Annotated in this window: 12 protein-coding genes; 6 read left to right on the top strand and 6 right to left on the bottom strand. The window is 49.4% G+C overall.

Annotated features, from left to right (window positions below):
* Positions 1-120 precede the first annotated feature (120 nt).
* Both DP091_RS06360 and DP091_RS06355 read right to left on the bottom strand, forming a co-directional pair.
* Positions 121-975, bottom strand: coding sequence for an AraC family transcriptional regulator (locus DP091_RS06360; RefSeq protein WP_113057543.1), 855 nt, complete (start codon positions 973-975; stop codon positions 121-123).
* A 152-nt stretch (positions 976-1127) separates the two neighbouring features.
* Positions 1128-2225: a DUF3626 domain-containing protein gene (locus DP091_RS06355; protein ID WP_113057542.1), complete on the bottom strand. Its 1098-nt coding sequence runs from the start codon at positions 2223-2225 to the stop codon at positions 1128-1130.
* 225 nt (positions 2226-2450) lie between these two features.
* Between DP091_RS06355 and DP091_RS06350 the strand changes: the two genes are divergently transcribed.
* Positions 2451-3212, top strand: a complete 762-nt coding sequence (locus DP091_RS06350; protein ID WP_113057541.1) for an SDR family NAD(P)-dependent oxidoreductase — start codon at positions 2451-2453, stop codon at positions 3210-3212.
* Positions 3213-3443: 231 nt separating this feature from the next.
* Here the strand turns inward: DP091_RS06350 and DP091_RS06345 are convergent, their stop codons facing one another.
* Positions 3444-4175: an MORN repeat-containing protein gene (locus tag DP091_RS06345; RefSeq protein ID WP_113057540.1), complete on the bottom strand. Its 732-nt coding sequence runs from the start codon at positions 4173-4175 to the stop codon at positions 3444-3446.
* 173 nt (positions 4176-4348) lie between these two features.
* Here DP091_RS06345 and DP091_RS06340 point away from each other — a divergent pair, with 173 nt between their 5' ends.
* Together DP091_RS06340 and DP091_RS06335 are read left to right on the top strand one after the other, a co-directional pair.
* Entirely contained in the window at positions 4349-5410 is a 1062-nt protein-coding gene (locus tag DP091_RS06340) for a suppressor of fused domain protein (RefSeq protein ID WP_113057644.1), read from the top strand.
* A 150-nt stretch (positions 5411-5560) separates the two neighbouring features.
* Positions 5561-6544 (top strand): diaminopimelate dehydrogenase, encoded by a 984-nt coding sequence (locus DP091_RS06335; RefSeq protein WP_113057539.1) that lies wholly within the window; start codon positions 5561-5563, stop codon positions 6542-6544.
* A gap of 50 nt (positions 6545-6594) precedes the next feature.
* Here DP091_RS06335 and gdhA read toward each other — a convergent pair whose 3' ends face one another.
* Positions 6595-7974, bottom strand: a complete 1380-nt coding sequence (gdhA, locus tag DP091_RS06330) for an NADP-specific glutamate dehydrogenase (RefSeq protein ID WP_113057538.1) — start codon at positions 7972-7974, stop codon at positions 6595-6597.
* A 513-nt stretch (positions 7975-8487) separates the two neighbouring features.
* Complete coding sequence (locus DP091_RS06325; RefSeq protein ID WP_113057537.1) at positions 8488-9324, bottom strand: YitT family protein; 837 nt, start codon at positions 9322-9324, stop codon at positions 8488-8490.
* Positions 9325-9642: 318 nt separating this feature from the next.
* Here DP091_RS06325 and DP091_RS06320 point away from each other — a divergent pair, with 318 nt between their 5' ends.
* The 3 genes from DP091_RS06320 (at position 9643) to DP091_RS06305 (ending at position 14691) form a co-directional block, all read left to right on the top strand.
* Positions 9643-10407 (top strand): SDR family oxidoreductase, encoded by a 765-nt coding sequence (locus tag DP091_RS06320; protein ID WP_113057536.1) that lies wholly within the window; start codon positions 9643-9645, stop codon positions 10405-10407.
* 767 nt (positions 10408-11174) lie between these two features.
* A complete protein-coding gene (locus DP091_RS06310) occupies positions 11175-12356 on the top strand; it encodes a multidrug effflux MFS transporter (RefSeq protein ID WP_113057535.1) in 1182 nt (393 codons plus the stop codon).
* A 343-nt stretch (positions 12357-12699) separates the two neighbouring features.
* The gene (locus tag DP091_RS06305; protein ID WP_113057534.1) at positions 12700-14691 is read left to right on the top strand and encodes a serine hydrolase domain-containing protein; all 1992 of its coding nucleotides are present in this window, start codon (positions 12700-12702) and stop codon (positions 14689-14691) included.
* A gap of 95 nt (positions 14692-14786) precedes the next feature.
* Here the strand turns inward: DP091_RS06305 and DP091_RS06300 are convergent, their stop codons facing one another.
* Complete coding sequence (locus DP091_RS06300; protein WP_113057533.1) at positions 14787-15632, bottom strand: sulfurtransferase; 846 nt, start codon at positions 15630-15632, stop codon at positions 14787-14789.
* Between the last annotated feature and the right edge of the window lie 38 nt (positions 15633-15670).

The raw sequence follows: 15670 nt of genomic DNA, 5'->3' as shown, positions 1-15670 counted from the left end.
GGATTGGGGACGCTGGGCTTGTTTCATATAGGCGGGGAAAAATGATGGAGTGCTCACCGCACGATCTAGATCTTCGTTGCGGTGAGCGAAAAAAATTCATAGTTTCAGTGATGGTATTCATTATGCCTTTCTAATCACGGGAATCCATAACTCGTTCTTATATTCGTCCGGAGGAAGATAGCATTCGATGGCGGGAAGCGGCGCGAGATCATAAGTTTGGGATGGTATCCACTCCGTATAAAGACGCTTCCACATTTCCGCAATGCCGCTTGGATCTCCTTCCAGCTCGAACACGGCCCAAGTGGCGGCAGGGAAATGTCGCTGTACCATCGGTTCCTGAGGCGTATCCGTGGATACGACGGACATGATGTAGTCAAAATGCTCATTCTTCCCATAGTCACCGTCTGCACAAACACCCAGTATTCCGCGGATCGGATGGTCCTGCACACGATAGTTCCATAGTTTCTCGAAAATGCCCTTCTCCTGGGCCTCCATCCAGAGGCGGGGAACGTCTTCATAAGCACGCTGCGTGTTTACCTGCTCCTTGAAACCGACAACGGAAAACCCCTTCATTTCTTCGATTCTGTAATTCATTTCGGCAGCCCCTCGCATTGTGAATTGAAAGGAGATGCGGGGATAGGCCTTCAGTTTGGTGCCGGTCTGACGTGCAGCCGTCGGCGTAGTCCCATGCATGTTCTGGAACGCACGCGCGAACGCCTCCGGGGAATCATAACCATATTTAAGCGCCAGATCAATTACTTTGATATCGCTGTTTTGCAGCTCGTAAGCGGCCAGCGTCAGCCGGCGTCTCCGTATGTATTCGGACAGCGACACATCCGTAATGAACGGAAACATGCGTTGAAAATGATAAACGGAGCAGCATGCGATCTGAGCAGCTTCAGCGTAATCGATCTCCTCGGTTATGTTCGCCTCTATATAGCCTATGGCATCATTCATCCGCTTTACCCAATCCATCCGGTCATCATCCTTTCTAAGATCAATATATAAGAAGCTGTGCTTGATAGGCCTAGCCGTTGCTGAACGGATTCCGCTAGCCCGGTTATCTAAGTCAATCCATCATTCCAACGCAGGTATTAGGCAAAAAATACGGTTTAGCGGTTTGGCGTCTACGGATACGAATGTCCATACTTTACGAGCACATGCCACAGCTGTTTGAGATGCTGGAAGGTTTCATCAAATGTTCCCCAATCGCTCCATTCGCTTGAATCATGGTGCAGTTGAGCAGCCGCTTTGCCGAGAATGGCTGCATCCAGCATGCCCAGCGAGCCTCCAAACCGTTGATCGATCCGCTTGGCGAGCGGCGGCATGGCGGGTCCCCGAAAATCATCCGGAACATCCCGTACAGCCAGGCAGAAGCCGGGATGCCAAGACAAGGTGAGGTTATACCGTTCACATAAAGCATGAAGCAAAGATCCAATTGGGGTATTCCTATAGGAAGGATCGGCTACCAGGGCCTCCACATCGCTGGACAAGTCGATGACGCCATGGATCTGCGCTTCAATATAATCATCCAAGGAACGACCGACTGGCCCGGAAGAACCGGTATACGATGAAGGGAGATGAAGAAGCCGTTCCAGCATGGATGGAATGTCCACATTCGGGGAACCCAGGGCCGAGCCAGTGGACTCAACTTGATGCAAGAGTGCGGCGAGAATGGAATCCCACCGACGGAGCGTGCCTACATACTCAGGACCTGCATGACTGTCTCCGAACGTAAAGGTACAGCGGTTCAATACGTTAGGGGACAGCACCAACAAACAGGAGCCGAAGCGGGGAGACGCACCATCGGCATAGTTCATGAGATTAAGTGCTCCGTATTTCGGCCGCTCGTCGTTACGCACACCGGGCTGCTGGTAGGCTCCGCCAAACAGGAGCCGTTCCCATTGGTCGCGGTCGCCGCCCGGATAAGCGGTCTTGCTTCCATTGGTCACGCTCGTGATGAACTGGTTATGATATATGCCTTCTGCCAAGAGGGATTCGATGACAGCGTGTCCGGCGGGCAGTATCCGATCCGGATGGAAATTCAACGTGACGCGGGCAAATTTTTCGATAGGGGTTAGCAGTGAGCCGATCGTTACGGAATCTTTTCCATGCTTCCGCAAGATGTGCTCCGTCATTTCCAAGGCGACCAATCGCTGGCCCGCCGCTGTTGATTCGACATGAAGAATCGCTTGCTGCTGCGCTTCAGATAACCGTCCGCTCATAAGTGGATTTCCTCCATACTCTCCATACTAAACAACGATCGCCTTAATCCTCATCATTTCTAGCCCACGGGTTGAGATTCCTCTATTGCTGCTGCAAATGAACGTATTATAGTACTTAACGGGATGGATTTATTGGGAAAGGGGACTGGCAAAGATTGCTGCTGACCAGCCATCATGCTTTAATGAAACTAACATAAATGTATATAAGAGATGGAGGTATTACATATGCAGCCTAATTTCAGCATACAGGATAAAATCGCAATCGTGACGGGGGCCAGCAAAGGCATCGGTTATGGACTAGCCCAAGCGCTTGCAGCGGCAGGGGCCAAGGTTGCCGTCATGGCACGAAGCAAGGACCTGCTCCATCCATTGGTCGAGGAAATCTCTCAGGCAGGAGGTCAGGCCAAGGCCTATGAGCTGGACGTCCGGAATGTGGAACAGATCCGAGGCGTATTTGGTCAGGTAGCCAAGGATTTCGGCCGGCTCGATATCGTGGTCAATAACGCGGGTCTGGGAGAGGGGATGCTTGCGGAAGATATCACGGAGGATTATTGGGATGAGATGATGGACGTGAATTTGAAGGGCGTATTTTTCTGCTGTCAGGCCGCTGGCCGTATCATGCTGGAGCAGGGGTTTGGAAAAATCATTAACGTCAGCTCCCAGGTGAGTGTCGTTGGGATTACGGAAGGGGCAGCCTATTGCGCCTCCAAAGGCGGCGTGAATCAGCTGACGAAGGTGCTGGCGCTGGAGTGGTCCAGCCGTGGCGTGAACATTAATGCCGTCGGTCCTACGTTCATCCATACGCCGGGAACAGCCGAGCGTTTGGACTCCCCAGATTTCCGCGACGGCGTCCTGGCACGGATTCCCGCAGGGCGGATCGGCACCATAGGCGATGTGGCCGGAGCCGTGATTTATCTCGCCTCCCCGGCATCCGATCTCGTTACAGGAACTTTGCTGCTGGTGGATGGCGGCTGGACAGCACAATAGGGAGGTTTATTGTTATTAAGCTTGCAAGCGATGCGAATAGATTCAGCCCTCTCAACCCATTATTTCTGAGGGGGCCAAAGCGATGGAAACCCGGCAGCGGCGAATCGATAAGACCATCACGATGCCGAACGAGGGGCGTTCACGGTAGAGATATTGTGATTAATAGCCTTCGGTAATAGAAGAACCCGGTCTTGCGATAGGCAAGTTACCGGGTTCTTTGACGAGGCCGGGTTATTTTAACGGAACCTGCTTGGATAATGCTTCAAATTGCTCCAAGTGAGGATTTACTTTGCTTTGAATGCTCTTGAAATAACGGATCGCGGCGTCATTTTGACGCTGTTCTGCCGCCGAGTTGGCAGGGAAGATCGAAGATTTTTTGTTGATGTTGCCGTTTTTGTAATGAACGCTGAACATCTTTCCGGCGGCCCAGGCTTGCTTCATGTTTTGATTGAAGCCCATGATTTCGAGCGATTCCTTGCCTTTCTTGTAGGTAAAGCTGTAGTCGGGATCCGCGACGGCATGAATGACATCGTATCCGCTTTGGAGTACGCCTGCCTGGAATGTCCCTTTCTGGATCTGAATCCATCGAACGGACCCGTCAGGCAACGTCACCTTATGCGTCAGGATGCCTTCGCCATCCATTTTGTCGTTGTTCCAGCGGCCGATATACACCACCTTATGCGTCTCACCGTCTAATTGGTATTCGTTAATGTATTTACCGTTTCCGGTGCGCTTCCCGTTAATGAATTCGCCGGAATATTGTTTGCCATTTCCCCACTTGATCGTACCGCGTCCATTGGGCTGACCGTCGGCTGCTTCACCGTAATAGGATGTCCGTTCGGAGATCTGTATCCATTCCTTGGCGGGAGCCGCATCGACGGAACCCGGCAGCGGGGCTAGCGAAGTGGCTATAAGCGAAGCTGAAAGTGTTAAGGTTACGGATAATGCCGTTATTTTTTTCATGAACATGTAGGCTCCTTTGTTGAGATGGTTCTATTATACACTTCGCTGGTTACTTCTTCATTCCTCTATACGTCCTATATAATGAAGCGGAAGAGGTTGGTGACTTGAATGATTGGGCCTACTCGGATATGGTTATATTTTTTGATGCACAGGATAACGGGAGGGAACAGGATATGACACATGAAGAAAACGCCGCAGGCTGGGACGCAATTGACGAGCAGCTGTTGAAGCTGTACGGGGAGCAGGAGCCGAAACATTACGGAGCCCTAATACCTTATGCTCTTGGAGGACCCGATCCGCTGAATGGAATCAGCGCTTATACGTCGAATGCCCCTTATCCCCATTGGCATATGGTCACTTATGGCTTTAGCGAGCTGTATGACAAGGAGTCGGACAATCCGGAGGAGAGCGGTTACGGATTTGAATTAACGTTCAGGCTGGCTAAGCCGGAGGACGAGGAAGAGCCGCCGGCGTGGGCGCTAAATCTGCTTCAGAACATGGGGAGATACGTGTTTAACAGCGGGAATGTTTTTCGTTCGGGGGACTATTTGGATGCCAATGGGCCGATCTGCCTGGGAGCCGATACGCAATTGACCGCACTCGCCTTCATCCTGGATCCCGAGCTGCCGGGGATGGATACGCCGAATGGCCGGGTAGAATTCCTGCAGATGGTTGGCATCACACGTGAAGAGCTCGAGGCGATGCAGACATGGAATACGCTAGGCGTATTACAAGCTTGTGCGGAGTATATGCCGCAGTACATAACGGATCTGGATCGGGATTCGCTGCTGAAGGTGCCTTCGATTTCGGAAGCCGTTGATCGAGGGAGGAAACAAGAGGGCTCGAACACCGGGTTTCTCTACGTGAGCCAGCTGGCTTTTGAACCGGGGAAGAAGGGCTGGTTAAGTAAAACCCCGGCCACATTACAAATAGGCGCCAAGCAGGCCGAAATTATCGGGAAGCTGCTGCAGGGCCGAATTCTGAAAGATAAGAAACTGAGCCTTGTAGGCTCGGATGTTCAGGTCGTAGTTGAGCCTGGGGAAGAGAGCCGCTGGACTGCAGAGGATGGAGATGTTACCCTTGTTTTGGACGATCCGACCGCGGGTGAACTTTCTAGCCGATTGCTGCCGCAGGTCAGCACCTTCGAGCTTTCTGGCTTGCAAGGAATTCGGATTGAAGTCCTGAAGACGGAAATCAAGGATCAAGAAGGAAATGTTGTACAAGTTATCGGATAGCACGGTGAAAAATAAGAATAACACAGATAGAAACAATTTCCTGTCCATATAAAATAGTTTACAATTTGAGTGATGTCTATATACTTATACTTTAAAGCGGTACATAAACATCATGCTACAGGAAATGGTTCTGACAAAGGGAGGATTACATTGAAAGCATCTATTAAAGTAGGGATCGTAGGTTATGGAAATTTGGGCAAAGGCGTACAGAAAGCCATCGGGCAAAATCCGGATCTGGAGCTGGTAGCCATCTTCACGCGCAGAGACCCGCAGCAAATGCCGGCCAATTCCGGTGCTCGCTTCGAGCATATATCAGCGGCAGAGCAATATATCGGCAAGATTGACGTTATGATTCTGTGCGGCGGTTCGGCTACGGATTTGCCTGAGCAAACACCACAGCTTGCCAGCATGTTCAATACGGTAGACAGCTTTGACACACACGCGAAAATCCCTGAGTTTTTCGAGGAAGTCAACAAAGCGGCGATGGGCGGAGGCCATGTCAGCGTCATTTCGACAGGCTGGGATCCGGGCTTGTTCTCCATGAATCGTCTGCTTGCCGAAGCGATTTTGCCGGAAGGTAAGGATTATACCTTCTGGGGCAAAGGCGTGAGCCAGGGCCACTCGGATGCCATCCGTCGTGTTCCCGGGGTGAAGGCGGGCGTTCAATACACGGTTCCAGTAGAAGAGGTTATCAACCAAATCCGTTCTGGTGAAACACCGGAGCTTGCCACACGCGAGAAGCACCGGAGAGATTGCTTCGTCGTAGCGGAAGAAGGCGCGGATCAAGAGCAAATCCGTCAAACGATTGTGTCGATGCCCAACTATTTTTCCGATTACGATACAACCGTGACTTTCATTACGCAAGAAGAGCTTGAAGCTGAGCATGCAGGCATGCCTCATGGCGGATTTGTCATTCGCAGCGGCGTAACCGGAAGCGGTAATAAACAGATTGTTGAATTCGGCCTCAAGCTTGACAGCAATCCGGAATTTACGGCCAGTGTGCTGGTATCTTATGCAAGAGCCGCCGATCGTTTGAGCAGAGAGGGACAGCAAGGCGCCAAGACGGTGTTTGATATCCCGCTGGGATACTTATCCCCAAAATCGGCTGAAGAGCTCCGCAGCGAGCTTCTATAAGCTGCAAGAAGCCCTGCCGCATATGCGGCAGGGCTTCTTTTTGTTCTTATTTATACGATACCTTGTGCGATCATGGCATCAGCTACTTTAATAAAACCTGCGATGTTGGCACCAGCCACAAGATTGCCGGCTACGCCATATTCTTCCGCAGCATCTACGGCACTGCTGTAGATGTTTTTCATGATCTGATGCAGCTTTGCATCCACCTCTTCAAAGGTCCATGACATTCTCATGCTGTTCTGGCTCATCTCCAGCGCGGATACGGCAACCCCGCCTGCATTGGCGGCTTTAGCCGGTCCGAAGAGCACGCCGCTGCTGATGAACTGCTCAATCGCTTCCAGCGTGGAAGGCATATTGGCTCCCTCACCGATGGCTTTTACGCCGTTCATAATGAGTGTCTTCGCGGCCTCTTCATCCAGCTCGTTCTGCGTGGCGCAAGGAAGCGCGATGTCGCATGGAATGTTCCAAATGCCCGTGCAGCCTTCGGTATACTCGGCATGCGGGTGAATCTTGACGTATTCGCTGATCCGCAGGCGATCCCGTTCCTTGAGCAGCTTGACGGTCTCGAGGTTAATTCCGTCCGGATCATACAGGTAACCGTTGGAATCACTGCAGGCGATGACGTGCGCACCGAGCTGCTGTGCTTTTTCAATCGCGTAGATGGAGACGTTGCCCGAGCCGGACACCACGACACGGCTGTCTTTGAAGCTAAGACCCTGCGAAGCCAGCATCTCCTGTACGAAGTAGACGCAGCCGTAACCGGTTGCTTCCGTACGTGCCAGGCTTCCGCCATAGATGACGCCTTTGCCTGTGAGCACGCCGGCCTCATGTCCTCCGCGGATACGCTTGTATTGCCCGAACATATAACCGATCTCGCGAGCGCCGACACCGATATCGCCGGCAGGCACGTCGGAATCAGGTCCGATATGGCGGTACAGCTCGGTCATGAAGCTCTGGGTAAAACGCATGACTTCCTGATCGGATTTGCCTTTTGGATCGAAATCGGAGCCGCCCTTGCCGCCGCCGATGGGCAGGCCTGTGAGCGCATTTTTGAAGATTTGTTCAAAGCCAAGGAATTTGACGATGCCGGCATAAACCGAAGGATGGAACCGGATGCCGCCTTTGTACGGACCCAGCGCACTGTTAAACTGGACGCGGAACCCGCGGTTTACTTGGGTTTTGCCTTGATCATCCACCCATGGTATACGGAAGGTGATCATTCGTTCAGGCTCGACAAGGCGTTCCAGAATACCGTGTTCCCGATATTTCGGATGCTGGGCTAATACAGGGACGAGGGAATCGACAAATTCCCGGACGGCTTGATGAAATTCTTTCTCGTGCGGATCTCGGGCCACCACTTGGTTATAGATGGATTCCACATAGTCTTTCGCGGCATTAAGGGGTGAAGAAACAGAAATATTCGTAGTCACTTTTGCGATGCACTCCTTCAAATCGTTAAAGTAGAATTGCGTGTTAAATCGTCGGTTTTGCTGAAAAGAAAGCCTGTCTCGGACAATTTGTACTAAAACATTAAAAGTTTGCACTCAGCATTTTTAAGTTAAAAAGAATTTTATAGAATCTTGCCTCGTATTACCAATAAAATGTTTTTTGCGAACTCATTAAATATTTCTATAAAGTTGTCATTTGGTGTAAGTTAATCAGCCATAACCCCGTGTTTCGTGTAGCGAAAATGCAAAAAATGATCCGAATTTGTCATGGAAAAATACAAATAAAAGGAACTTTGACTTCTGTTTTTTCAGCATAATCAGTGTCTATTCATATGGAAAAATTGGAATTTAATTTCAGATATTTAAGGCATTAAAAAGTTCTCGGCTGCGATGTTTATTTAGGCAATAAGTACCCTGACGGCATAATAAAATAAGATCGAAACATGCTCAAACGGCTGTTTCGATCTTTTCATTCATATAAGGATAAGTCCGGTTTTATTTTGAAATATCGATAAATCCTTCGCCAAACACGTCGCGTACGTCGTGGATGGTGACAAAAGCGTTTTTGTCTTCGGCACGGACGATTTTTTTGAGCATGGAGACTTCCTGTTTACTGATGACGATATATAGCACATCCTTGGTCTGACCGGTGTAATATCCATAGCCCCGAAGCACGGTCACCCCGCGGTCCATAATCTCCGTAACCCGAATCGCGATGCGGTCATGATGAGTCGAAATGATGGTAACGGCCTTTTTGGGGTTCAAGCCCTCGATTATGAACTCCATCGCCTTGGTGCCGATATAGAGGATGACCACGGTGAACATCACCTTCTCGATTCCGATTACAAAGACGGACAGTCCGGCCACGATCAGGTCAAAGAACAGCAGGGCATAACTGATATTCCAATCCCAATATTTATTAGCCAGACGGGCCAGTATCACCGTACCTGCCGTTGTGCCGCCCACCCGGACGATAAGTCCAATCCCGACGCCGGCAAACAGCCCGGCGAAGATGGCATTGATCACCGGCTCATCCGAAGCGATGCTCCAGTTCTCCGTCAAGTGCAGGAACAGGGAGTGAAAGGCAACCACGATAATGGTATAAACCGTCGTTTTTTTATCGAGAAGCTTGTAGCCGACAATCAGCAAAATTCCGTTAATCACCATGCCGACCAGCGCCGGGGACCATTTCAGTACATAAAACAGAATGATGGATATCCCCGTAACGCCGCCTTCGCCAAAATCGTTGGGAATGACGAATAAATTGACGGCCAGCGCAAAAATAAATGCCCCGATGAGCAGCATGATCATATCAAACGCTCTTTTTTTCATACGATATACCTCCATGACTTTCAACAAGCTCACAAAAAAAGCGACTAAAGGAAAAAAATCATCCTTTAATCGCTTTATGCAAACACAGGTTGCGCAGCTCTTTTGATATTCTCATTATAATAATCATTACATGGAATGTAAATGATTTTTAATTCACCGAGCGTAGGAAACGACGGAAATGCCTGCGTTGCAGCCCCCCTTGCCGGGGGCATTTTTTATGGGGTTTATCGAGAGGAAGGCGAGAATAGGAGCACAACATTTCGAAATGGGGTCTGTGATAAAACTAAAAGTGAAAGAAGAAGAAGGGATGATGAGAAGATGAATACATTGAATGGGAAAGTTGCTATGGTTACGGGCTCCAGCCGAGGCATCGGACGTGCCATCGCGATTCGATTGGCGAAGGAAGGAGCGTTGGTAGCCGTTCATTATGGGAAGAACCATGAAGCGGCGGAAGAGGTCGTCAGCGAAATAACTCGGGCTGGAGGAGAAGCTTTCTTGGTAGGGGCGGATCTCGCATCCTCGGATGGTGTAAGTGCCCTGTACGCGGCGCTGGATGAGTCATTGAAAGCACGAACAGGTAATACGTATTTCGATATTCTGGTTAACAACGCAGGGATCGGCTTAATGGAAACCATCGAGGAGACCACGGAGGAGAGCTTTGATGATGTGATGCGAATGAACGTGAAGTCGCCATTCTTCGTGATTCAGCAGGCTCTGCCACGTCTTCGGGACGGTGGGCGCATTATCAATTTATCTTCTGCGGTAACGCGAATCTCCTTGCCCAATATTCCGGCGTATACGATGACGAAGGGGGCCATTAATTCGCTGACCCTCTCTCTGTCGAGCCAGCTGGGTTCCCGTGGAATTACGATCAATGCGATCCAGCCCGGATTCGTTGCTACCGACATGAATGCTGCCATGCTTCAGGACCCTGCCTCGTTCCAATTCGGAGCCGGTTATTCGATCTTCGGAAGATGGGGGGAGCCAGGAGATATCGCGGACATAGCTGCGTTTCTGGCATCTTCGGACAGCCGCTGGATCACCGGTCAATGCATCGATGCCAGTGGAGGCTCCCATCTGTGACCTGTGTCTTTGCCGCAAATCCATGAACATGGAAAGAGCCCTCGTTCCGGCGGCATGATTCCTTTTTTCGGTATTTCCTCTATAATGTTTGAAGAAGTTACAAGACAGGAAGTACAGGGACGGAGGCAGGTAAAGATGTGGAATATCGATTTTGAGCAGGCGTACGACAAACGCGCCGGTGCCACCGAAGTACAATGGGCCGTTTTGTTAAGGAGTGGCACACGGGGCTGTCTGCGCAAGAAAGGGATGACATTAAGGGAAGGCAGGTGAATCCTTTTCACAAAACGTCTCCCTTTTACGACCAGTATAAGCCGCTCGATCCTGCAGGGTGGAAGCTGCCTCAGCGAAGTTTTCCCGCTAGCTATTTGGAATTGTTGAAGTACTCTAACGGTGGGGAATTTCAACAGGGAGAACGTCTTTTCCAGTTCATTTTATTGGCAGGGTTAGCATATCTTGAACAGGGAGAAGGGCCCGCGTGTAATGTGCGGCTCTTCTATTTTGCGCTCAGCAGTTGTTCACGTACCATATACGTAAAAGGTCCATCCATGGGCACTTTTTTGACGTGATGCAAGTACAAGTAAGAATAATGAAACGTATTTTGCCTCTGATTCTGCTATAATAATCGGCAGATATACCCCCTTATTCAGAATAAAAGGTGAATTTTCAATGCTTTCATTTACTAGACTAACCAAATGCAAACCCCCGATCCCGTAATTTCTTTGCCAGCCAACTAGAGATTTTTTGAAATGATAAGGGGGATGTTAGCTGTGCAAAGAAAAATCTCAAATCCATCCATATGGCTATTGATTGTCCTTGTGGGTTTTCCGCAAATTAGTGAAACGATATATACACCATCATTACCGGACATTGCCCATCAATTGGGAGCAAGCAATAATGCAATCCAACTAACGCTCAGCATTTACTTCCTGGGCTTTGCCTTCGGCGTATTTTGCTGGGGAAGGCTTTCGGATTCCATCGGACGTCGTCCTGCTATGCTGTGGGGCATCCTGGTTTATGGAATAGGCAGCTTGGGCTGCTATCTGTCCGGCTCGGCCGAATGGTTATTGGTGAGCCGATTCATTCAGGCCTTTGGTGCCAGCACCGGCTCGGTTGTCACCCAAACCATCTTGCGTGAGAGCATCGATGGAGCGAAGCGTCATGCGGTCTTTGCCCAGATTTCGGCAGCGCTTGCGTTTACGCCTGCTATTGGGCCGCTCATTGGCGGCTGGGTGGATCAATTTCTTGGCTTCAGAGCGGTGTTCTTGACGCTGGTTTTGATGAGCGCCGCCATTTTGGCGTATGCCTGGACTTCTCTGCCTGAGACGAGGGTAAAGTCTGTATCGAAGATTAACACCCTCTCCGTGGCCAAGCGCCTGGTCTCCGACCGCAGAATATGGGGTTTCGGTTTTCTCATTGGGGCCACCAACGGCATATTGTTCAGTTACTATGCGGAGGCCCCGTTTATTTTTATTGAATTTTTTCAGATGAGTCCCGGCGGGTTCGGTTTCTTCGGTATCTTTGTTGCGATGTCATCCATCCTGGGTGCGATGTTGTCGAAGAAACTGCTGACCAGGCTCCAGGCTGAGCGCATTATCGTGATCGGCACGATGATTACGGTGCTGGGTGCCCTTTGCCTTACCGTTCTTGCTGTTAGCGGAATTAACGCCACCCTAATGGATATGGTGTTGATGGTAGCGTGTATTTTTATCCTTCTGCTTGGCATCGGAATGGCGATTCCGAATTGCCTTAGTCTGGCGCTGAACCAATATGGGGATGTGCTCGGAACGGCAGGTGCGATCTTCGGATTGGGTTACTACGTTGTCGTCAGCCTGATTACCAGCGGCATGAGCATTCTTCACAATGGCTCGTTAATCACAATGCCCTTGTATTTTTTTGGGCTTGCGGTTGTCATGGTTTGCGTGAGCAAGAAGTTGCTGGATATACGCTAAGGTAGTCCGGTATCTTGTTCAAGTTCATATAGGATTGAAAAGAAGCTGTCCCCTTCCTAGCAGGAGGGGCAGCTTCTTCTTGTTCCACTGGATTAATAGAGGGCGGTGGTACGCCTATCGATAAAAGATGCCCCGCACTTGAACGACCATTTCATCCCAATTCTTGATACTTGTTGAGCATTCTTTTATGGCCATAAATCCTGGTGCCTTACTGTCATGTGACATTTTGAAGTGTCTTGGCATTGTGGGTGACAAAATGACACTTGTTGATATGACAAGCCTTTTGCCATACTCGGTTCAGCCAGTTGTTATGAGGCAAACACATTTTGAGGAGAGACCATGTATGAAAAAAAAGACTCGCATCATCGCGGTTCTGCTATTATCCGCTGTGGCAACGACCGCAATTATCCCACCTAGCAGCCGGACAGCTGCCGCAACAATGTCCACGACTAATGCAGCTGTAAATTCTAGCCTGGAGGGGCCCCGCGATGCCAAGGAGCTAGAAGCATTTGCAGATCGCGTTTTTGCGGACGTGATGAAGAAGTATAACACAGTCGGTTCTAATTTTGCGGTCGTGGGCGATGGGAAAGTGTTACTAAGCAAAGGTTACGGTTATGCCGACAAAGAAAAGAAAATTCCCGTTGATAAAGACACCGTTTTCCAGATCGGCTCTGTTACCAAGACATTCACGGCCTTGGCGGCTATGCAGTTGGTCGATAAGGGGAAAATCGATTTACGAGGCGATATTCAAAAGTACTTAGGAGGAGTGAAGATTCCGAATAAAACGGGGAAAAAGCTGACCATGTATGATCTGCTTACCTATGCAACCGGATTTGAATCACCCGATATCTCTTCGTATTATTCACCGGAATATGTTAACAAAAACTTTCCAATAAAGGATTTTGTCAATTCACATATGTCAGCGGTAGTGAGGCCTCCGGGAGAAGCATACGTTTATGACAATCTGGGGTTTTTGCTAGCGGGGTATGCGGTAGAGAACGTCTCGGGAATGCCCTATTCGAAGTATATGGAGAAAAACATTTTCACCCCGTTAGGCATGACCTCAACGAGTGTACGGTTTACGCCCGAACTATTAGGCAGAATGGCTGCTCACTATGGACCGAAGGGTGAAAGGATCCCCATGGATGGAACTATGCCTACAGAAAAGCCTGAAGGTGGTATCATTTCAACAGCAGATGACATGGCGAAGTATCTCTTAATGCATCTGAACAAAGGAAAGTATGATGGCAAAGAAATTGTGAGCCAAAAAAGCATAGAGCAAATGCACACATACCAGTTTTTTGCTGATAAAACGATTCCTCTTACAACAATCGGGTTCGAAGGCTATTTCAATGAGAAGATGAATGGTCAATATGTGATTCTAACAGGAGGAAATGTTACAGGGCATTCATCCCTGATTGTTATTCTTCCTGAGAAAAATGTAGCCTTCTATATGTCCAACAATGACGACAACCCTTATGTGAGCATTGACGTGTATGAAGCGTTTATGAATCACTATTATCCAAGAAAAACAGAAGTTTCAAAGCCAACCTATTCGGCAATCAGTGAGCAGCAAGCCAAAGCGTATGTCGGATTATATAAAAACACGCGTATGGAGGCCTCAAGGACTATGGTTTCTTATTCGAACGGGAAATTAGTTACGGAAACAGCTTCAGGCAAGCATACGCTGAAAATGATCCACCCTTTATTGTTCGAAGATGAATCAGGTACTAAAGTGACGTTTAAGAAAAACGCAGCTGGCCATATTGCATATATGTATTCTACGGGTCTACCAGACTTAGTTGCATTTTCAGAAAAAGTTAACGTGGATTCACCTTTCTCTGATGTACCTGCGAATAGTAGGTATAAATCATATATTAACAATCTCAAAGCTTTGAAAGTCATGAACGGGAAGTCTCCCCATATCTTTGATCCAAAAGGAACGATGACTCAAGGCGAATTCTCAGAAGTGCTGCTTCGCGCCCATGGGTGGCATAAACAGCCTTACATGATTGAACTCAATAAGAAGCAGATGAAAGCCGGACTGCCTAATTATGAGCCTAATTCTCCGATCACTAGACAAATGGCGGCGGTGATGATCCAAAACCTGAAGCAGGTAGAGCCTAGAACGAAGGTTAAACTGAGTGGCACAACGGATGCCTGGGCAGTTGAAGCCATCAAAGCGCTTATATCTCAAGGGATCATGGACCCGGATACCAAATTTAAATCTGATGGCTCCGTGAATTTCCGTTCAAAAGAACTTTTGAAACGCCAAGAGGCTAGTGCCTTATTGGATCAAGCATTTAATTACTATACTTTACCGATTGGTCACTAATTTACCCGACTCGACTATAAGATCTGATGTAAAAGCGAAAAGGACCAAAAATAATGAAAAGCCCGCTACGCTATAGTAGTGGGCTTTTTCCGATATCAATCTTTGGATTCCTCCATAGTCGCCACCGGATTCTCCTCATAGCTGATCCAATCGCTCCAGCTGCCTGCGTACAGCTTCACATTGCCGTAACCGGCTTCCTCCAGGGCAAGCACGTTCGGACAAGCGGTGACGCCGGAGCCGCAGTATACGATAATCTCGGCATCCTCCGGAATGTCGGTAAAATGCTCGCGGAGCGCGCCTGCATCCTTCCAATGTCCGGCGTCGTCCAGGACGCCCTTCCAGAAGCAGTTCACCGCACCCGGAATATGTCCGGCTTTGGCGTCCAACGGTTCCTCGGCTCCGGCATATCTGCGCGGTTCGCGTGAATCGATGAGAATTTTGTTACCATGCTGCGAAGCCGCGCGCACCTCATTTACGAGGACCAGTTTATCGGGCTTAAGGTTGATGTCATAGGGTACCGGAATGACGATCGGCTGTTCATCCGTTACCGGATACGAAGCGTTCTTCCAAGCCGTAAAGCCTTCATCCAACACATAGGCCTGTTCATGCCCGGTGTATTTCAGCAGCCACCATAGTCGGCTGGCCATAGCTCCGCCCTGGTCGTCGTAGATGACGACACGGCTGCTCTTCTGAATGCCGGACTGGCCGAGACGCTTTGCAAGCTGATCCAAGTCCGGTAGAGGATGGCGTCCGCCATGTTGGGTGACAGGGGAGGAGAGGTCCTTCTCCAGGTCGAGGTGAACGGCACGCGGAATATGCGATTCCTCGTAAGCGGCTCGGCCGCTTTCCGGCTTCCCGAGGGCAAAACGGCAGTCGACGATGACCAGATCCGGTTCATAGAGTCTCGCCAACAGCCATTTCATTGACACGATATTGTTCATATACCAGGACACCGCCTTCTATTAAGAAATAATGAGAT

Origin of the sequence: Paenibacillus sp. MDMC362 (genome assembly GCF_003269305.1) — a bacterium.
GTDB lineage: Bacteria > Bacillota > Bacilli > Paenibacillales > Paenibacillaceae > Paenibacillus_AQ.
The sequence above is the reverse complement of the archived record's forward strand: the minus strand, read 5'-3'. Positions and strand labels throughout refer to the sequence as shown.

What these genes read in the sequence shown, in the direction of transcription:
- DP091_RS06325 (WP_113057537.1), bottom strand. Translation starts at nt 9,324, where the DNA reads ATGAAAAAAAGAGCGTTTGATATGATCATGCTGCTCATCGGGGCATTT.
- DP091_RS06340 (WP_113057644.1), top strand. Translation starts at nt 4,349, where the DNA reads ATGACACATGAAGAAAACGCCGCAGGCTGGGACGCAATTGACGAGCAG.
- DP091_RS06360 (WP_113057543.1), bottom strand. Translation starts at nt 975, where the DNA reads ATGGATTGGGTAAAGCGGATGAATGATGCCATAGGCTATATAGAGGCG.
- DP091_RS06355 (WP_113057542.1), bottom strand. Translation starts at nt 2,225, where the DNA reads ATGAGCGGACGGTTATCTGAAGCGCAGCAGCAAGCGATTCTTCATGTC.
- DP091_RS06300 (WP_113057533.1), bottom strand. Translation starts at nt 15,632, where the DNA reads ATGAACAATATCGTGTCAATGAAATGGCTGTTGGCGAGACTCTATGAA.
- DP091_RS06305 (WP_113057534.1), top strand. Translation starts at nt 12,700, where the DNA reads ATGAAAAAAAAGACTCGCATCATCGCGGTTCTGCTATTATCCGCTGTG.
- DP091_RS06320 (WP_113057536.1), top strand. Translation starts at nt 9,643, where the DNA reads ATGAATACATTGAATGGGAAAGTTGCTATGGTTACGGGCTCCAGCCGA.
- DP091_RS06350 (WP_113057541.1), top strand. Translation starts at nt 2,451, where the DNA reads ATGCAGCCTAATTTCAGCATACAGGATAAAATCGCAATCGTGACGGGG.
- DP091_RS06345 (WP_113057540.1), bottom strand. Translation starts at nt 4,175, where the DNA reads ATGAAAAAAATAACGGCATTATCCGTAACCTTAACACTTTCAGCTTCG.